We start from the raw sequence: 18,924 nt of genomic DNA, 5'->3' as shown, positions 1-18,924 counted from the left end.
CCCCACAAATTCAGGAGTAGGAAACTCGTCCGTCGGCAAGGACACAACGGCCGTCGACAGAAGCGGAGTACTCGAGGCCGGCACCAGAGTCTCCGACCGGTGGCTGCTCCGCTGCCACGACAAGGGTGCTGCCAGGGAACACGGGTGCGGCAAATCGAGCCTCGATCCTCCTGAGCTCCCACGGCTTCGCTCCCAGCGGCTCGGCGAGGGACCTTGCCACCACGCCGAGCGTGCACAGACCGTGAAGAATGGGACGATCGAACCCGGCAGCTTGCGCCGCCGCAGGGTCCACGTGTATCAAATGGCGATCGCCGGTAAGCCTGTAGAGGACGGCCTGCTCCGACGACAGCTCGATGATTCGCGATTCGTGCACCACCGCCCGGTTGCCGTCCTCCGGCTTTGCCTTCACTCGCGGAGTGGACGGCGAGAAACCGCCCTGTCCAGGCAGGATAATCGAGTAGGTGGCGGAGAAATAGGCACTTTCGCACACTATGTCCAGGATCGCGGATCGTCCCGTGTCGCGGACCGCTTCGACATGGCCGGTGACCTCGAATTCGCTGGCGGGCGGGAGGGGTCCGCGCATCGTCAGGGACTGAGACCCGTGTAGAGCTTGTGCCGGCACGAAGGCACCGGCCGCCGACGCCGCATCCGCAACCCACAGTCCCAGCGTGAGGGCAAACGTCGGCAGGACCTTGAGGTCACGCTCGAAAACCAGGGGCAACTCGTCTGCGCGCGCACCGACTGCGAGGGCGTACAGGATCGCATCCCCTTCGCAGTACCGCACCACTCTGGTTCCCAGCTCGTATCCGACCCAATCCGTGATCTGCATGATGTAAGCGTATAGCATTTGAGCAAGCGCTTGGGTTACGCTAGCGAAGTCAAGGTCGAACAGAGGCAAACCCAAGCGATCGCTTGGTACTACTGACAGGAGTTGGCATGGCAAAGCTGCGGGCAGGCCTCGGATATGAACTCGAGGTACGTGGGCGGACCAAAGAGGTCGAGCAGCAGGCGTTCGAGAATCTCATCGAGCAGGTCACTCTCGCCGATGGGCTCGGTTACAGCACGGCATGGATGGTCGAGCACCACTTCACTCGCGGGTTCTCGCACTCCTCGGCTCCCGATATCGTTTTGAGCGCACTTGCACGGGTCACCAAACAGATTCGGCTCGGGCTCGGCGTCGTTCTCCTCCCGTTCTCACACCCGATTCGCACCGCCGAGCGCGTAGCGACCATGGACATCATCTCGGGAGGACGCATCGAGTTCGGCACCGGCCGTGGAGCGTCCCCACTCGAGTACCAGGCCTTTCAGCGCCCCTTCGAGCAGTCCCGCACACTGTGGGAGGAAAACCTCGACACCGTGCTCGGGATCTGGGAGGCCGACGGCGAACCTTACAGCGCGGAACACGAGTACTGGAGCGTCCCCGCCGTGGGGGTATACCCGCGCCCCTTGCAGGAACCGCACCCGCCTGTGTGGGTGGCATCGACGAGCCTCGACGGCTACCTGCAGGCTGCACGGCGAGGCTACAACCTCCTCGGCATGACCATGCTCAAGGGCATCGACGACGTCGCCGAGGACATCGCGAAGTACAAGGCCGAGTTGGCCCGGCACGGTTTCGACCCGGAGACGCGCAAGATCGCACTGATGATTCCGTGGCACGTCGCGCCCACGACCGATGAGGCGCATGCCAATGCCGCCGACGCGGTGATGTGGTACATCCGTCGCCAGGTCAACCTGGTTGCGCCCCCCGACTATTACGACGCACGGCACGCGAGCCACCGCGTCCTCGGAGCACTCGCCGCTGGTCAATCTCAGGACGAGGCCATCGAGACGCTTCGCGACAACCTGATGATTGTGATCGACGATGTCGAGGGGTCCCGCAAGGCTGTGCAGCGGCTCGAGGAAGCCGGCGTCACCGACTTGATCGGGCAGTTCCAGGTCGGCGGCCTCGACAACGAGCATGTCCTGAGCTCGATCAAGCTGTTCGCTTCCGATGTTGTGGAGATCCGATGACAGACACCCAAACCGTCGAGACGCTTCCCGAGCCGATCAGCAGAGGAAACCTCTCCACAGCAGGAATCACGGCGGCTAAGGCCAAGGGACTCTTGCACGTCGATTCAACTGCTACTGCAGCGTTCCCACTCTCAGCCGAGGATCGTGCGGCCGCGGTCGCGTTGACCGCAAAAACACTCACCGACGCGGGCGTCAAAGCCACCGATCGCGTTGTCGTCTCACTCAACAATGACGGTGAGCTCGGGGGAACCCTGGTCGCAGAGGCGGCCGCGGAAGTGGCGGCGGCAGCGGCGAGCACCGGACCTCGCGGACGAATGCGGTTGCTGCGCACAGTCGAGAACATGCGCGCCAACGTTCTGGTGGGAACGGCCACCGGAGTCTCGGATTTCCTCGCACGGCTTCACCTCGAATTCCTGGTCGAGCCCTTGGACCTGGAACTCCGACTGATCGTACTGACCGGTGAGATCGCTGATCCGAAGAAGATCGAACACTTGGGGCGTGAATTCGGTGCCCACACCGTCGAGTTGTTCACCGACCCCCTCAGCGGGATCCCGATGGCACACAAAACCCAGAACGCCACTGCGCTCACCCCGACACACGAAGGCTTACTCGAACTCGCCACACCCGCGGAAACGTCGGCAAACGGTGAACTCGCAGAAATCGTAGTGAGGTACCCGTGGCACTCGAGCCTCGCGCACATCGGCGTGCGCACTGGGTATCTGAGCAGCAGGGACGGTGAATCCCTCACCATGCCCACACATACCTACGGTGACCTTCTCCTCATCCGCGGCCGATGGATCTCCTTCACCGCGCTCACGAAGGCACTTCGCGGCATCGACGGCATCGCACACTGGGAACTGCGCGTAGCACGGCAGGGAACGCTGGACTCGGCGACGGTCTTCGTCTCCTTCAACCGCGAGAGCCTTGTGAAGAACGGCATGTGGCACGCACGGATCGAGCAAGCCATCAGCGCAATGACCCCGATATCCGTGCAGGTCGAAATCGACCCTCACGTACGCGAGGATTCCGCTCCGCCCTCGATCAGGGACGAGCGCGGGCACCATCTGTAAGTCGAACAACTCTCGGAGGTTGAAATGAGCGCGACATCACCACTGCAACACGTCACCGGTCTTCCCGAGGTTGATGCCGCAGCGATGCGATCGGTACTCGGTCACTTCGCTACCGGTGTCATCGCGATCACGGCTCTGGATCCGGAATCCGGAGAAGGCGCCGGATTGGCAGCAAACTCCTTCACCTCGGTTTCCCTGGATCCGCCTCTCGTGGCTTTCTGCGTCGCCCACACGAGCAGTTCATGGCCGGCCATCAAGCGCGCCGAAACCTTCGTGATCAATATCCTCGCGGAGGATCAGGAACACGTCGGCCGCCAACTTGCGGTCAAAGGCGGTGACAAGTTCGCCGGACTGGCGTGGCGGCCCTCACCGTCGGGTGCACCGGTCGTCGAGAACGCTGTGGCCTGGATCGAGGCTCGTGTCGAAGCCGAACATGTCGCGGGTGACCACGTGATCGTGGTGTCGCGGGTCCAGCACCTCTATGCCGACGGACGCTCACCCCTTCTTTTTCACCGGGGTAAGTACGGACGACTGCACTTCGCCGACTGAATCCGCACCACGCCGCCGGAGCCGAACGCGAATCACCCTCTCCCGTCCACGCACTCCTCGTCGAGTCCACGAACCCCTGCATTGTCGGAGGCACCATGACAACACACATTTCACCGGTTGACGGACAGCACGACACTGCGGTGACACATGAACGGTTCGATACCGTGCCAGCGGCTCTGGACGCCATTGCACGCGGTGAAATCGTCGTCGTCCTCGATGACGAGAACCGGGAGAACGAGGGCGATCTGGTGATGGCGGCTGAGCACGTCACAACCGAGAAGATGGCTTTCATCGTCCGCCACACATCCGGGTTTGTCTGTGTCGCGATGACCGAAGCACGTGCAGCGACGCTTGGCCTGCCACTGATGGTTCCGCCCGACGGCAACAGCGAAATCCTCAGAACCGCGTTCGGCGTGTCGGTCGATGCACGTGACGGCGTCACGACAGGTATCTCTGCAGCAGACCGCGCGGTGACTACTCGTGCGCTTGCCAGCCCTCAGACTCTCCCTGATGCTCTCACTCGGCCGGGTCACGTGATGCCGCTCCTGGCCCGGCCGGGAGGCGTACTGGAGCGTCCAGGGCACACGGAGGCAACCGTTGACCTATGTCGAATGGCTGGACTCGAGTCTCTGGGTGTCCTTTGTGAACTCGTGGACGACGATGGTGAGATGTCCCGTCGTGCATCACTCTTCGAGTTTGCACATCAACACGATCTGAGAATCATCTGCGTGCGCGACATCATCGAGCATCGACGGAAACGAGAGTCAATTGTCACACGCGTCTCGGAAGCCCGAATCCCGACGGCCTTCGGCGCCTTCACCGGGCATGCTTTCGCAGCGCACGACGGCGTGGAGCACCTCGCGTTGGTCGCCGGAACACCGCACCTAGCCGACTCCTCGGCGACAGCGTCACCGCTCGTTCGCATACACAGCGAATGCCTGACTGGCGATATTCTCGGATCACTCAGGTGCGACTGCGGTCCCCAACTCCAGGACTCTCTCGAATTGATCGCAGCTGAAGGTACTGGGGTCCTCGTGTATCTTCGCGGCCACGAAGGACGCGGCGTGGGGCTGGGGGCGAAACTGGCTGCCTACGCGCTCCAAGAGAACGGTTACGACACAGTCGATGCGAACCTCGAATTAGGTCTGCCCGTCGACTCACGGGACTATGCTGCTGCGGCCGCCATTCTCAGGGACCTCGGCGTGACACGCGCGCGGTTGATCACCAACAATCCCGACAAGATCAGCGCCTTGTCGAGGTACGGCGTCGAAGTAACAGCACGTGTGACCCGACCTCCACATGTCAACCGCCACAACATCGACTATCTACGCACCAAAGAAACTAGATTGGGGCACTCCATCATGCCGATCGCGGAGGTTGCGGAGTTCGCAGGGTGACAGGCCACCACCGCCGTACTCGTGCGCGGACAGTAGGGACTCCCGCGCACGCCGGCACGCTCGTAGGTGATGTGCGGAATCTACAAACCCGAGCCGGGACCTGGACCGGTGACCAGTCGAGTGTCGCTGTGGCTCAGCGTATCACCACAGGTGTCGACTGAGTTGGGACGGGCGCTCAGAGCAGCCGTGTGCAGCGCAGATCTGCAATGTTCACGGCTCTGATTTCCGGCTAGCGACGAAACACCCCCGACGGGTTGCCGTCCCCGACTATATTGCCACTGCAGGACGCCCTGCTGTCGCCCCACCATCGACGACCAGATCGTGACCGTGACGTATCCGGCCTCGTCCGACGCGAGAAACAGGATCACATCCCCGCGGTGGGCGACATCCCACCGTTCGACGCAACGTTCACGATGACCCCGTGTCCTTGCTTCGCCATCAACCGGCCTGCCGCGCGCGTTCCGTAGAAGACACCGCCGAAGTTGACCGAAACCGTCCGATGGAACTCGTCGTCGCTCGTCTCGACCCGTGAGCGGTTGGCGAGCACTCCCGCGTTGTTGCACATCACGTCTATCCGTCCGTATCTGTCTCGGGTGGAGTTCACGAGTGCATCCACCGACTCCGGACGGCTCACGTCGACCAGAACGAAAGTGGCACCGATCTCCGCCGCTACCTTCTCCGCTCACTCGCCATTCATGCCCCTGCGATGCCGACTCGCGCTCTCTCTGCAACATCAATTCAGCTGTTGCTCGGCCTAATCCCGACGATCCGCCGGTAATGATTACGATCTCGTTCACCAACTGACCGGTCATGGGGGGCCCTTCCTTTTAGTCCGAAGTTACGGTTAGGCGGACGAGAGAACCCCCAGTTGAGCTGGGGGTTCGTTGGTTTCGGTTGTGGTTGTTCTGGCTACCTGACCGCCAGGGGATGGCGGTATCGAGGAGTTCGAACGCGCGTCGTTGGGTCGGGGTGGGGAGCGACCACGTTCGCAAATCACGATTCAGTCAGCCTCGTGTGACCCACCTCTCAAATTCCTCTTGCTGTGACGAAGTAATTGACCTAGCATTTGCTACATCTCAACCGATCGCGGCGACGGATGCCCGCGTGCCCCCAGGAGCACGCACACGGTCCGTTGAGCTCGAACCCCTCTACGGACACTCGAGGAGAACCGAACGTGAGCAATCAGCCGACCGAGACCGAACCCCATCCTCACGAAAGTGCGGGATGCCCATACGCATTCGACGCCGACGACTTCGATGTTTCCTCGCCACGGCACGTCAGCAGCCCCTTTGACTTCTACCGGCGGCTCCGCAGTCAACAGCCGGTGTTCGCCAGCGCGCAGCTCGACTCGCACGTCCTCAGCCGCTACTCCGACATCCGCAACGTGTTCCTCGATCACCAGTCCTTCAGCTCGGTCGGCAGCCTCGCCGCGGCGGCGCGGATCGATCCCCACGTCGAACGCCTCCTCACCGAGCACAACGCCACACTGGAGACGTTTCTCGCCAGCGTCGACCAGCCCCTCCACACTCGTCTCCGGCGGAGCGTTGCGCGGTCGTTCTCGGTGCGCTCCATGGCACGGCTTGAACCCGACGTACGGGCACACGCAACCGAGATGATTGAAGAGCTACTTCCCCGCGGACAGGCGGACTTCGTGTCCGAGTTCGCCAGTCTTCTGCCCGCCCGCATCACGGCCCGCTTCCTCGGCATTCCCTCCGAGGACACCGAGAAGGTGCAACAGTGGGTCGACGACTGGTTCGGGTTGTTCTTCACGCCGATGTCTGTGCGGGAGCAGCGAGTACGCGCCGAAGGCTATATCGAGTATGTCGAGTACATGTACCAATTGCTGGCGAAGAGACGCGCGCGACCACAGGACGACTTCATGAGCGAAACCCTCGCCGCTGTCGCCGACGGTACTGCGGATCTCACCGATCGTGAGATCGTCGAGATCATGACCGCAATCAGCCTAGGAGGCAACGACACAACGGGCAATCAGGTCGCGAGCCTCGTCTACCGACTGATGGTAACACCGGGGGCATGGGACACCGTCGTCAGAGATTCGGCACTTCGCCCGAACGCTGTCGAGGAATCCATACGCCTCGACTCGGCCGGGATCGGCGGCTTCCGATTCGCCAACGCGGACGTGGAGATCGGAGGCGTCACAATTCCGAAGGGCGCCCGCTTGTTCCTGCTCCAGGACTCGGCCAATCACGACGAGACGATGTTCGAAAACCCGGACGAGTACGTCCTCGATCGTCCGAATGCCGCCGAGAACATAGGATTCGGTGTGGGAATCCACCATTGCCTCGGCGCGCCCCTTGCCCGCCTGGAGCTCCGAGTGGTACTGGACGTCCTCACCGAACACGTCCCGACGCTACGTCTTGCCGACAGCGCACCCCCCACCTACCGCGTCAGCGTTGTCCAACGTGCAATGGATTCACTGCCCGTCGCGTGGGACATATCGAAATGACCCCAATCGACGTAGACCTCGCGATCGTCGGAGCGGGACCTACCGGACTGTACGGCGCCTACTATGCCGGTGTCCGCGGACTCACCGTGGCCGTCATCGACTCGCTGCCCGAGGTGGGCGGACAAATTACGGCGATGTACCCCGAGAAACCTATCTACGACGTTGCCGGGTTTCCCGCCGTCCTCGGGCGCGAGCTCGTGGACGGATTGAGGAAGCAGGCGGACCGCTACCACCCCATCTACCTCCTCGATCAACGTGCAGAACATCTGCAACCGGTACACGACCCGACGGGCCACAGATTCCAGGTCACGACATCGGCCAATACCGAAATTCGAGCGCGAGCCGTCGTGTTGACGTGCGGCATCGGAACCTTCAAGCCAAGACCGCTCCCGGCGGGCGACGGGCACCTTGGCCGCGGATTGACCTACTTCGTCCGCAACCTCTCCGAGATGATCGATACCGACGTTGTCGTCGTGGGTGGGGGTGACAGCGCATGTGATTGGGCACTGGCATTGGAGGGCTCCGCCCGAAGCGTGACCCTCGTGCATCGACGAGACACATTCCGGGCACATTCCGCCACCGTGACAGCCCTGCGGAACAGCTCAATCGAGGTGCTCACCAACGCGCAGGTGACCGGGATCAGCGGGATTCATTGCGTCGAGCAGGTCGAGGTGGTCCAGGGGTCCGTCTCGCATATCCGGCCGGCCCAACGAGTCATTGCCGCGCTCGGCTTCACGGCGGATCTCGGACCGGTTCGATCGTGGTCCGTCGACCTTCGGGACAACAGACACGTAGTCGTCGACACACGCATGCAAACCAGTGCCGACGGGATCTACGCGGCCGGGGACCTCACCGAGTATCCCGGCAAGGTCCGGTTGATCTCAGTGGGGTTCGGCGAGGTCGCCACTGCGGTCAATAACGCTGCTGCCTCTATTGATCCAGCCGCGACCGTCTTCCCCGGACACAGCACGGACCAGGATCCTGCCACTACCGAACCGCAGCGTGTGAACGTGTGAGGAAAGGAATCAACCGATGCCGTACGTCATCAACTCGAAATGCATCGACACCAGAGACCAATCGTGTGTCGAAGAGTGCCCCGTAGACTGCATCTACGTCGGCGACCGCAAGCTCTACATCAATCCGAACGAGTGCATCGATTGCGGTGCATGCGAGCCGGCGTGTCCGGTGGACGCGATCACCGTCGATAAGCAAGTACCCTCGAACGACCAAACGTTCATCGACGATTCTCGCCGATTCTTCGCCGAGCTATTGCCCGGGCGTGAGGAACCGATCGGCAACCCCGGTGGGGCCCTCCAGTTCGGAGACGTCGGGGTAGATACTCCGCTGGTCGCCGACTACCGAAGCGCGACTAGCCCGCAATGACGACGTGGGCGCTGGTCTCACCGCCGGGATCAGCGCCGTCGCCGGCCGTCGGGGCACGATGCTGTTCCACTCTCCCGCAAGCGCGTCGCGCGCAGGTGCAGGTTCCAGGAACACCGGGATGTTCTCGGTGTGCTCGTAGTGCGGGCCACACTGCGACAATCCTCCGTCGACCGCCAGGTTTTGCCCCGTGACATACAGGGACAGATCCGACAACACGAACATCGCGGCAGAGGCGACATCGGCAACCAGTCCCCGCCGGCCCAGTGGAATGATGTCCCGTTCCCGAGGGCAGGGAACTTCACGGTCGGCGTTGAATTGTTCGGGACCCTCGCAGTGGAAGAGCTTGTTCACGGCTTTGATTCCGGCTAGCGACGAAACACCACCGACGGGTTGCCGTCCCCGACTATATTGCCACTGCAGGACGCCCTGCTGTCGCCCCACCATCGACAACCAGATCGTGACCGGTCACGTAACCGGCGTCGTCCGACGCGAGAAACAGGATCCCGGCCGCGATCTCAGAGGGTCGGGCTGCGTATCCGATGGGTTGGAGCTTGTCGAGGACCTGCTTGATTCCGTCGATGTCGGGAACCATCGCAGTCAGCATCGCCCCGGGTGAGATCGTATTCACCCGAACACCAGCGCCCGCAAGCTCCAGTGCGCACGCTTTCGACATCGCCACCACGGCAGCCTTCGTTCCGCTATATACAGCCATCCCCGCTGTGGGCGACATCCCACCGTTCGACGCAACGTTCACGATGACCCCGTGTCCTTGCTTCGCCATCAACCGGCCTGCCGCGCGCGTTCCGTAGAAGACACCGCCGAAGTTGACCGAAACCGTCCCATGGAACTCGTCGTCGCTCGTCTCGACCAGAGAGTGGTTGGCGGAAACTCCTGCGTTGTTGCACATCACGTCGACTCGCCCGTATTTGTCGTGGGTGAAGTTCACGAGCGCATCCACCGACTCCGGACGACTCACGTCGACCTGTAGGAAATTGGCGCCGATCTCGGCGGCTACTGCCTTGCCGCGGTCGCCATCGATGTCGGCGATCACCACCCTCGCTCCCTCTGCGATCATTAATTCGGCCGTTGCTCGGCCCAATCCCGACGATCCACCAGTAATGATCACAACTTTGTTCAGTACCCGACCGGTCACGGCGAGCCCCTTCCTTCCAGTTGCAGCTATGGATGGAGTCCTCCACCCTCGCGCTTACTTGTTCAGTCACGTCACAGGAGATGCCCCGAGCGTGCGCAATCAGCCACCTGTGGGCAGATGGCACCGATCGATGCGCGGATTCGAGAGGTCGCCGCCGCGGTCGATAACGCTGCCGACTATCCGAATCCTCCACCGTTGCTAGTCGGGGCACACGATGCTGTTCCACTGTCCCGCAAGCGCCTCGCGCGCAGGTTCAGATTCCAGGAACACAGGGATGTTCTCGGTGTGCTCGTAGTGCGGCCCACACTGCGACAATCCTCCGTCGACCGCCAGGTTTTGTCCCGTGACATACAGGGACAGGTCCGACAACATGAACATCGCGGCAGAGGCGACATCGGCAACCAGTCCCCGCCGGCCCAGCGGAATGATGCCGCGTTCCCGATTCCCCTCGGATGTGCTTGCCGGGTGCATCCTCGGTGAATTGATCAGGCCCCACGACACGGTGTTTGCTCGGACTCCGAAGGGGCCGAGCTCAACGGCCATCGTGCGCGTGAGGGAGTCCAGAGCCGATCGTGTTGCTCCGTAGAACGCAAACCACGGCATCGATCGATCGGCGTCGGCGACGGACAGGTTGACGATCGAACCGCGCTTCCCGTCTACCATGCGCCGGGCAACGGTCTGGCTGGTTCGCAGTGCGTAGGTCACGTTGATCGCGAGAGCGCGAGTCCACTGGTCCGATCCGAGATGAAGGAAGTGTCCGATATCGTCGCCGGACACGCCGCCGACGACATTGACGAGGTGCCTGACCGGTCGATCAGCTCGATCGAGAGTTGATGCGAGGTCGCGAATCCCGTCCTCGTTGGTGATGTCCGTCAGCACCGAATGCAGACGCACCTCGTGGCCCAAGGCCGCTGCGAGGTGTCCCGAACGCTCTTCGTCGTGGTCGACCATGATGACAGACGAGCCGGCCTGCAGGAGGAGCTGGACCATCGCCGAACCGACCCCGCCGCTCGCTCCACCGATGACGACCGCGCAACTGTCCGCGAACCCTGGAAAGACGAAGTCAGGAACCGGCGGAAGTTCGAACTTCACCGTCACAGCGGCATCACCAGTCCGCCGTTGACCCGGATGATCTGGCCGGTGATATATGAAGCAGCATCCGAGGCCAGGAAGGTGACGGCGGTGGCGACCTCCCTCGCCCGACCCGGTCGGCCCAGCGGGATCGAGGCACTGTGCTCACTGTCGACTGCGTTCTGCTGCTCATCGTTCAGCGTGCCGTCTGCATTCCGATAATGCGCGGCGGTCATCGACGTCGAAATGTACCCCGGCGAGACGGTGTTCACCCGCACACCATCACCGCCGAGCTCCATCGCGAGTGTCCGGGTGAGCTGCAGGACACCCGCTTTCGGGATGCTGTACGCCCCGAGGTCGGGCGCGTGGCCATCCACAGTTCCGGACGAGACATTGATGATGCTTCCACCGCCACCGCTGATCATCGCCGTGCCGACTGCGCGACAACCGTACACGAAGCTCTTCAGGTTGAGAGTGAGACCTTCGTCGAACTCGTCGTCGCGCATGGACAGGACGGGTCCGCGGGCCGTGATCGCTCCGGCTACGTTCGCCAGGACATCGATTCGCCCCGTCCGGAGGAGCAGATTCGACACTACGGACTCGAAGTCGGCTGCAGAGCGCACGTCCAAGGAGTAGGAGAATGCCGTGCCTCCCTGTTCCGTGATCTCCTCGGCGCAGCTTCGGCATGATTGCTGGTCGACATCCGCACAACCCACCGCGGCGCCTGCGTTGGCAAGTTCGATCGCCGTCGCGCGGCCGATACCACTTCCAGCGCCGGTGACAAGCGCAGTGCGGCCCTCCAATCCGAGTGCGGCACTCGACATCGCTCGCCGTCCTTTCCTTGCACAGCGCGTTTACTGCGCGGTATAGCGGCCGTCGACGACCAACTTCAGCGACCTACCCGCCGAATGGACCGGAAACGTCGTCCCTCACGCCTTCAGGGGTGCGTAGAGCACGACTGCGTTACCCCAGGGGTCCAGCACGACCGCACGAGTCTCATGCGGCCCGTCCTCAGGATCGCGAACTACCTTGGCTCCGGCGGCAACTGCCGCGTCTACGGCGGACGCGACGTCGGATACCTTGAAGGACGCGGCGACGCGACCGTCAGTGACGTCCTCCTCGCGTCCGGCGATCGCGACGGTGACCTTGCCACCGTCCAGTGCAGCGAATCGTGAGCCGTCTTGGAACTTTGTTGGAAGTGACAGAACGGATCCGTAGAACTTCACCGCGGAGTCGACGTCGTCGACGGGATACAACACATTCCCGACGGAAACCTGCTGGGTCATGGTGTGGTTCTCCAATTTCTTCGAGAGGGCCCTTGGATGTCGGTGCTTACAGACGATTCGACTTGGTGTCCTCGTAGCGTTTGCGGGCGCGCGCGTTCGCGGCACCGAGCGCGACCTGGAAGTCGCCTTCAGAGTTGTGAAAGGTGTTCCAGTTCTCGATTCGACGCCGATTCGAATCCTGGAAGTGGGGCACGACTTCGCGAGCGAACAACTCGTACGAGTTCAGGGTGTCCTGGGGCGAGGCCCAGTCGAGTACCCGGATGAGGTGAGTGCCGTAACCGCCGGACATTTCCTGCATGCGCTCGATATGCTCGATTGCATCTTGTGGAGTCCCGACCACACCGAGATTGGAGGCGCGGAACACGTCGAGGATCGGTGCTCCCTCGTCCAGACCCGACGAGTCATAGATTGCCTTCAGGAAACTCGCGTCGCGGAACAGGTAGCGGCCGGCGTCTTCCATGGCGTATGAAACCTGCCGCTCGGCTTCCTCTCGTGTGGGGGCCACGTGAATGACGCTCACGAGCCGCCAGTCCCGGCGGTCTCCCGGTCCGTGCCCGTGCAGCGCCCGCTGTTCCGAGTAGATGTCCCAGTGTTCGGCGAGTACGCGACTGCCGGCGTCGGTTGCGGCGGCGAGGGCCAGCATCGGCAGCCCGAATCGTCCGGCCAACATCGCCCCCGCCGGCGAGATGACCGCTGTGACAGCCAACTCCGGGTGGGGGCGGGTGTAGGGCAGCATCTGCAGCTGCGCCTGACGAAGTTCGAACCACTCGGTCTTACGATCGATGCAGCCGTCGGAAGTGAACAGAGCGAGAATCGCTTCGAGCGACTCTTCCATTCGCTCCCGGAGCGACGAGTATTCCAGCCCCATCATGGCCGCATCGGATGGAAGTGCGCCCGGCCCAACTCCCATGATGAGCCGGCCCCGGGTGAGATGATCCAGCAGTGTCATGCGCTCGGCGACCATCAGCGGATGGTGGTAGGGAAGCGAGATCACTCCGGTACCCAGCTTGATGTGCCGGGTTCGTTGCGCGGCGGCCGCGATGAAGAGCTCGGGGCTGGAGATGATCTCCCAGCCACTCGAATGATGTTCGCCGACGAAGGCTTCGTCGAACCCGAGCTTGTCGAGGTGTTCGACGAATTGCAAGTCACGCTCGAGGTCCCAGGTGGGATTGTTCGACGGCTTGTGCTCGGGTCCGAGGAAGACGCCGAACTTCATCCTCGTGCGCTCATGGCTGGTCACGATCGATCACTTCCTTTGGTTACGCGGGTTGTCCAATCGGGGGCCTGTGATCCAGTCATGACCGGCTTGCCCTTCGTGCCTCGGTCGCCGCGTGGTCGACATCGCCCTTCGCGGTGACGACCACACCGTAGTCACGCCATGCTCCCTCGACGGTGATTCGTGCGGCTTCGACGTCCTCGGACACGGACTCCACGGGGCGTTCGAATGGATCTCCGATTCCACCGCCGCCGCTCGTCTCGACGATGAATGCCTCGCCCGCGAGGAAGAGTTCGTTATTGACCTTCGAGTTGAGGACGACGGTCTCTCCGTGGGGTACGCGCTTCTTGAATGCACCGGTCACTCCGGGCTTTCCGCCGTCCCGGCCTCGGGGACCGGTTTCGAGCCGGTCCCCGCGTGTGGTGACGTAGGCGTCGGCGAGCAGCCGGAACACGGTGCGTGTTCCGAGACCGCCGCGCCAACGTCCCGGCCCGCCGGAGTCCGCGATGTACTCGACCTCCTCCACGATGAGGGGGCAGCGCACTTCCACGGGCTCGACCTGCGGGACCGAGTTACGCCCGAGACCGAAGTGGATGCCGGTGGCATCCGGGCCGTCTTTGCCGAACCGGGCTCCCACTCCACCGAACTCGTAGGCGAGATGGACCCAATACGGTGCCGTTTTCGCGGCGATCGAGAAGGGTTGCAGGATTCCCGATGCTGCGATGGCACGTTCAGGGACTGCGTCGGATAGTGCCTGAAGTACCGCTTCCATTGCCGCGTATGCCGGAAGGAAACGCCCACCGCATGGATAGGGTGACTGGGCATTGAGCAGCGACCCCTCGGGCAGATTCACATTCAGGACCCGCAGGCATCCGTCGTTCATCGGGATCGTCGGGTCGACGAAGCACCTGAACGCGAAGACGGCTGCGGCAAGCGATTGGGAGATGCTCGAGTTCACTGCGGCGGCGACCTGGCGGTCGGTTCCCTCGAAGTCCAGCGAAATGTCGCGGTCACCGATCGTCACCGCAACCTGTACACGATGACCGCGCAGGCTGGTGACGCCGTCGTCATCGATGGTGTAGTCGGAGCGGTAAGTTCCGGCGGGCAAGTCCTCGATCGCGGCTCGGGTAAGAATCTCGGTGTACTCGAGGTAGTCGTTCACCCCCTTCGAGAACCCCTGAACTCCGTATTCTTCGATAAGTTCCTCGACGCGTTTCGCGGCAGTCGACGCGCCCGCTATGAGTGCACGGACATCGCCCTGCACCTTGTCAGGCGTGCGGCTGTTCAAGGCGAGGATCCGCATGATCGGCTCTTCCAACCCCTCCGCGGTGGCGATGCGGACCGGAGGTAGTTGGAGTCCCTCCGCGAAGATCTCGGTCGCCAAGGATGCCATTCCGCCGGCGGACGCACCTCCGATATCCGAGACGTGGATCAACGTCGCAGTGAAGTACTCCACCGTTCCTTCGACGAAAATCGGCTTGAAGATGAGGATATCGTTCGTGTGAACCCCGCCTTTGTAGGCGTCATTGGTGGCGAACACATCTCCGGGCCGCATCGTGTCGAGCGGGATGTCCGCGAGTAGGAACGGCACCGCCACCGACAGCGCCATGCTGTTCATCAGGGTCGTGGCCATCGAATGCGCGATAAGCCGACCGTCCTTGTCCAGGATCGCAGCTGATGCGTCGGAACCCTCTACGACGAATGTCGAGAAGGCCGACCGCACGACGACGATGCTCGCCTCCTCCGCTGCGACCACCAGTGCATTGCGGAGCACCTCGGAAGTCAGTTGCGCTGTGCTCGAACCGCTGTCGTCGAGAGTCTGGGCCGAACCGTCGGCCAGAACGTGCGTCATTACTTCTCCTCCGAAGCGCGCGACAGAATTACATTGAACTCGCTGTCGACCTGGGCGTTCCATGCCGGCGGGACCACGATGGTCGATTCACCGTCTGCGATGACGAGAGGTCCCGGTACCGGGTGGGCACCGACGATTCCTTCGCGTTCATACACGGGGGTTTCCCGGTACTCACCGAATTCACGGAACCAGACGCGCCGTTTCCGTGCCGGCCCCTGACCTCGAGCATCGGATGTCGCGCGACGACCTAGCGGTACTTTCGGGACTACGTGAGTCACCCGGACTCGGTAGCTCACCAATTCGATGGGGCCTGAACCGTCGATTCCATAGGCCTCCTTGTACTTTTCGGCGAAGCTCTCACGCAGGGCCGGGAGCGATGAGTCGTCCCAGTGCCTACCCTCACCTCCGTCACTGATTCGGACGGTCAGTTCGTGCGCTTGACCGGCCAACCGCACGTCGACAGATCGCTCGACTCGGGTAGTCGGTGCGGCGAGCTCCACGCCGAGATCACCGGCCGCGATCTCCGCGAGCTGGGTGAAGGTGTCGTCGACCGACGCCCCGTCGATGTCGTTCTCATGGCACAGTCGGGTAAGTACCCGGTCGGTGCTCAGGTCCGTGCCCAGGAGTCCGACTGCAGAACCGACGCCGCACGACGGGGGGATGATCACTGTGCTGATGTCGAATTCCTCGGCCACCCGCGCTGCATGCATCGGACCTGCGCCGCCGAACGCGACAACCGCAAAGTTTCGGGGATCCAAACCACGCTGGACGGTGACCACCCGGACGGCTGCTGCCATCGTTGCATTAGCGATCTCATGAATGGCATTTGCGGCGGCTTCGATACCCACGCCGAGAGGTTCCGCGACACGCTCGCGGATGACATCAGCCGAGTTCTCGGGTTCGAGTCCCATGGTTCCACCCGCAAACCCGATCGGATCCAGGTAACCCAGCACGAGATTCGCGTCGGTCACCGTCGGGTCCTGACCACCGCGGCCATAACATGCCGGGCCCGGTTCGGAGCCGGCCGAATGGGGTCCGACCCGCAACGCCTGCCCGTGGTCGACCCACGCGATGCTGCCACCACCGGCGCCCACCTCGGCAAGGTCGATCGCCGGCGTCTTGATTGGCACCCCGGTACCCGCCCGACGTCCGCCGAAGCTCCCCTTGCCACCGACGTGGAACTCAGTGGTGATGGCCGGAGCGCCGTTGCGGACCACCGACGCCTTCGCCGTCGTGCCACCCATATCGAACGAGATCACATCGGGGTGACCTGCCGACAAACCGGCCGCGCGGGCAGCGAGCACTCCGGCAGCCGGACCTGATTCGATGGTCGCTACAGCGCGCCGACCGGCGAGCTCCGCGGACATGACTCCTCCGCCGGATTCCATAACTTGCACGCGTGCCTCGATTCCGGCATCACGCAGCCGTTGCTCGAGCTTTCGTAGATACGAAACCATCACCGGGCCCACGTACGCAGACATCAGTGTCGTCGTGGTGCGTTCGTACTCCCGAAGCTCGGGCCACACGTCAGCTGATGTCACAACCGTTGCGTCCGCCGGGAGATACTCACGCACGATCTCCGCGGTGCGCAGCTCGTGGGCGGGATTGACGTACGAGTGCAGTAATGCGATCGAGACGGACCGGATGCCGCGATCCCGGATCTCCTCTGCCACTGCGCGCACGGACGACTCGTCCAAAGGAATGATGGCCTCGCCGGCGCTGTCGAGGCGCTCGAGCACGTCGAAACAGTCGGAAGCAGGGATGGGCGACAACGGCGGGTCGAAGAACGTATCGAAGCGATCCTCCTCAACCCGCGCGTAGCGGCCCAGCGGCAGGAGGTTACGAAAGCCGCGCGTACCGATGTGCGCGACCCGGACACCCTTCTGCTCCAGAATCGCGTTGGTGGCAAGGGTGGTCGCATGTACCACCCGATCTACCGCGGCCGGGGCCACCCCCGCCGTAGCGAGGGCGGCCTGCACACCTCTGACGATTCCTTCAGTGGGGTCGCCGTGCGTACTGAGCGTCTTGGCAACCGACTCTTGGCCCGTCGGTCCGGCGAGGACGACGTCGGTGAAGGTGCCGCCGACGTCGATGCCGAGGGCATAACCATTCGACGAGTGGTGCGGATCTGCTGACATGGAGTCACCCTAACTACTTGAGCAAGCGCTTGTCTATAAGTTTGTCACGTGCAGTTGAGCAGAGATTCGGCGACCAGAGCGGGAAGCCATGACACGAGTTCCCTGCCGCCTTCCCCCGCTCGACTCCACGGTGTCCAGCACACGTCCTCGTGTTCCCAGTTGAGCCGAATCCGCCGATGAAGCGTGGTCGCCACGAAGACGTGCACCGTCCACACCCCGTCGCCGCCGGAGAGGCGTAACACCGGCCCCTCTACCAGGTCGGCAAGGTCGATGCGAGACAGGCCGGTCTCCTCGCCCAACTCGATCAACACGTGTGCGGCCGGGTCGTCTCGCGAGTCGAGGTAGCCCGTGACACAGTGCCACCTACCCCGGTCGCTCGCAACGAGGGAACTTCTCCGCAACAGACACAGCTCGCCATCGTTCTGCAGAAGCATGGCGACGGCACTGCGACCGGAACGCTCGAGGCATCGGCTCAACGGTCTACCCCTTTCGGTGTTCCGGATCACTATACACTTACCCAAGCGCTTGCTCAGTAGTGTATCTTCTGGATTCATGCAGACCGACCTCACAGGCAAGGTAGCGCTGGTAACCGGCGGTGGCGCCGGCATCGGTGCCGAAATCTCCCGGCGCCTCTCCCGTCGCGGTGCGACAGTTCTCGTTCTCGATCGCAACCTCGACGCAGCCGAATCCGTTGCGGGCTCGATCGATCGGGGAACCGCCGTCGAAATGGACCTCGCGGACACTACCTCCATCGCGCTCGCCCTCCGCCGCGACGCGGCACTACGCGAGGTCGACATCCTCGTAAACAATGCCGGCCTCACCAGAGTCGAGCGGTTCGTCGACAGCGATCCCTCGGCATGGGACATGCTGTGGCAAGTGAATCTGCGCGCTCCCATGCAACTCTGCCACGCGATCGTCCCCGAGATGACCAAACGTGGGTGGGGCCGCGTCGTGTTCGTCGCCACCGACAGCGCGCGAGCGGGAGGCGGCGGCGAGGGCATCTACTCGGCGACCAAGGCCGGTCTGCTCGGTTTCTCGAAAACCCTGGCACGGGAAACGGCCCGGGACGGTATCACCAGCAATGTTGTATGCCCAGGGCTGATCGATACGGCCATGCTGCAATCGGTTAGGGAGAACAACCCAGCGCTGATGGACAAACTGATCGGCGCCATACCGATGCGCCGCATGGGATCCTCCGACGAGGTCGCGGCGGCGATCGAGTTTCTCTGCACCGTCGACTCCGGGTACGTCACCGGCCAGACCTTCAGCGTCAACGGTGGGATCACGATGATGTGACACCGCCGGCACCTCACTTCCCACATCGATCCGGCC

Annotated in this window: 19 protein-coding genes; 8 read left to right on the top strand and 11 right to left on the bottom strand. The window is 62.9% G+C overall.

What is annotated here, in order from left to right; genetic code table 11:
• Window positions 1-10: 10 nt before the first annotated feature.
• Window positions 11-829, bottom strand: a complete 819-nt coding sequence (locus GFS60_RS09485; RefSeq protein ID WP_236603417.1) for a MaoC/PaaZ C-terminal domain-containing protein — start codon at window positions 827-829, stop codon at window positions 11-13.
• A 107-nt stretch (window positions 830-936) separates the two neighbouring features.
• On the opposite strand from GFS60_RS09485, the gene GFS60_RS09480 reads away from it, so the two are divergent.
• The 4 genes from GFS60_RS09480 to GFS60_RS09465 all read left to right on the top strand — a co-directional run bounded on the left by GFS60_RS09480 (window position 937) and on the right by GFS60_RS09465 (window position 5,026).
• Window positions 937-2,010 (top strand): LLM class flavin-dependent oxidoreductase, encoded by a 1,074-nt coding sequence (locus GFS60_RS09480; RefSeq protein ID WP_159920692.1) that lies wholly within the window; start codon window positions 937-939, stop codon window positions 2,008-2,010.
• Window positions 2,007-3,080 (top strand): hypothetical protein, encoded by a 1,074-nt coding sequence (locus tag GFS60_RS09475; protein ID WP_236603416.1) that lies wholly within the window; start codon window positions 2,007-2,009, stop codon window positions 3,078-3,080. Before GFS60_RS09480 ends, GFS60_RS09475 begins: the two co-directional genes overlap by 4 nt.
• A 24-nt stretch (window positions 3,081-3,104) precedes the next feature.
• Window positions 3,105-3,629 (top strand): flavin reductase family protein, encoded by a 525-nt coding sequence (locus tag GFS60_RS09470; RefSeq protein WP_159920690.1) that lies wholly within the window; start codon window positions 3,105-3,107, stop codon window positions 3,627-3,629.
• 95 nt (window positions 3,630-3,724) lie between these two features.
• Window positions 3,725-5,026 carry a bifunctional 3,4-dihydroxy-2-butanone-4-phosphate synthase/GTP cyclohydrolase II gene (locus GFS60_RS09465; RefSeq protein ID WP_159920688.1) on the top strand — a complete coding sequence of 434 codons (1,302 nt, stop codon included), beginning with the start codon at window positions 3,725-3,727 and terminating at the stop codon, window positions 5,024-5,026.
• Between the two features lie 364 nt (window positions 5,027-5,390).
• Here GFS60_RS09465 and GFS60_RS39055 read toward each other — a convergent pair whose 3' ends face one another.
• Window positions 5,391-5,660 carry an SDR family NAD(P)-dependent oxidoreductase gene (locus tag GFS60_RS39055; RefSeq protein ID WP_236603415.1) on the bottom strand — a complete coding sequence of 90 codons (270 nt, stop codon included), beginning with the start codon at window positions 5,658-5,660 and terminating at the stop codon, window positions 5,391-5,393.
• 540 nt (window positions 5,661-6,200) lie between these two features.
• Here GFS60_RS39055 and GFS60_RS09455 point away from each other — a divergent pair.
• From GFS60_RS09455 to fdxA, 3 genes are read left to right on the top strand one after another with little or no spacing between them, the layout of a single operon-like run.
• A complete protein-coding gene (locus tag GFS60_RS09455; protein WP_159920686.1) occupies window positions 6,201-7,493 on the top strand; it encodes a cytochrome P450 in 1,293 nt (430 codons plus the stop codon).
• Window positions 7,490-8,509: an NAD(P)/FAD-dependent oxidoreductase gene (locus GFS60_RS09450; protein WP_201453536.1), complete on the top strand. Its 1,020-nt coding sequence runs from the start codon at window positions 7,490-7,492 to the stop codon at window positions 8,507-8,509. Before GFS60_RS09455 ends, GFS60_RS09450 begins: the two co-directional genes overlap by 4 nt.
• 16 nt (window positions 8,510-8,525) lie before the next feature.
• A complete protein-coding gene (gene fdxA / locus GFS60_RS09445) occupies window positions 8,526-8,876 on the top strand; it encodes a ferredoxin (protein WP_159920684.1) in 351 nt (116 codons plus the stop codon).
• Here the strand turns inward: fdxA and GFS60_RS09440 are convergent.
• The 9 genes from GFS60_RS09440 to GFS60_RS09400 form a co-directional block, all read right to left on the bottom strand.
• The gene (locus GFS60_RS09440; RefSeq protein ID WP_236603414.1) at window positions 8,760-9,227 is read right to left on the bottom strand and encodes an SDR family oxidoreductase; all 468 of its coding nucleotides are present in this window, start codon (window positions 9,225-9,227) and stop codon (window positions 8,760-8,762) included. The two genes, fdxA and GFS60_RS09440, sit on opposite strands and share 117 nt — an antisense overlap.
• 52 nt (window positions 9,228-9,279) lie before the next feature.
• Window positions 9,280-10,002, bottom strand: a complete 723-nt coding sequence (locus GFS60_RS09435) for an SDR family NAD(P)-dependent oxidoreductase (protein ID WP_236603491.1) — start codon at window positions 10,000-10,002, stop codon at window positions 9,280-9,282.
• A 225-nt stretch (window positions 10,003-10,227) separates the two neighbouring features.
• Entirely contained in the window at window positions 10,228-11,127 is a 900-nt protein-coding gene (locus GFS60_RS09430; RefSeq protein ID WP_159920678.1) for an SDR family NAD(P)-dependent oxidoreductase, read from the bottom strand.
• A complete protein-coding gene (locus GFS60_RS09425; RefSeq protein WP_159920676.1) occupies window positions 11,124-11,924 on the bottom strand; it encodes an SDR family NAD(P)-dependent oxidoreductase in 801 nt (266 codons plus the stop codon). The genes GFS60_RS09430 and GFS60_RS09425 overlap by 4 nt, the downstream gene beginning before the upstream one ends.
• Before the next feature lie 105 nt (window positions 11,925-12,029).
• On the bottom strand, window positions 12,030-12,386 hold the full coding sequence (locus tag GFS60_RS09420) for a VOC family protein (protein ID WP_159920674.1): 357 nt from the start codon (window positions 12,384-12,386) through the stop codon (window positions 12,030-12,032).
• A 46-nt stretch (window positions 12,387-12,432) separates the two neighbouring features.
• A complete protein-coding gene (locus GFS60_RS09415; protein ID WP_159920672.1) occupies window positions 12,433-13,626 on the bottom strand; it encodes an LLM class flavin-dependent oxidoreductase in 1,194 nt (397 codons plus the stop codon).
• A gap of 55 nt (window positions 13,627-13,681) precedes the next feature.
• Window positions 13,682-15,454: a hydantoinase B/oxoprolinase family protein gene (locus tag GFS60_RS09410; protein WP_159920670.1), complete on the bottom strand. Its 1,773-nt coding sequence runs from the start codon at window positions 15,452-15,454 to the stop codon at window positions 13,682-13,684.
• The gene (locus tag GFS60_RS09405; RefSeq protein WP_159920668.1) at window positions 15,454-17,592 is read right to left on the bottom strand and encodes a hydantoinase/oxoprolinase family protein; all 2,139 of its coding nucleotides are present in this window, start codon (window positions 17,590-17,592) and stop codon (window positions 15,454-15,456) included. Before GFS60_RS09405 ends, GFS60_RS09410 begins: the two co-directional genes overlap by 1 nt.
• 44 nt (window positions 17,593-17,636) lie before the next feature.
• Window positions 17,637-18,146 (bottom strand): NUDIX domain-containing protein, encoded by a 510-nt coding sequence (locus GFS60_RS09400; RefSeq protein ID WP_268962576.1) that lies wholly within the window; start codon window positions 18,144-18,146, stop codon window positions 17,637-17,639.
• Between GFS60_RS09400 and GFS60_RS09395 the strand changes: the two genes are divergently transcribed.
• Window positions 18,145-18,888 carry an SDR family NAD(P)-dependent oxidoreductase gene (locus GFS60_RS09395; protein WP_159920664.1) on the top strand — a complete coding sequence of 248 codons (744 nt, stop codon included), beginning with the start codon at window positions 18,145-18,147 and terminating at the stop codon, window positions 18,886-18,888. The genes GFS60_RS09400 and GFS60_RS09395 overlap by 2 nt on opposite strands.
• Window positions 18,889-18,924 lie beyond the last annotated feature (36 nt).

This window comes from Rhodococcus sp. WAY2, assembly GCF_009859915.1.
Taxonomy (GTDB): Bacteria; Actinomycetota; Actinomycetes; order Mycobacteriales; family Mycobacteriaceae; genus Rhodococcus_F; species Rhodococcus_F oxybenzonivorans.
The sequence above is the reverse complement of the archived record's forward strand: the minus strand, read 5'-3'. Positions and strand labels throughout refer to the sequence as shown.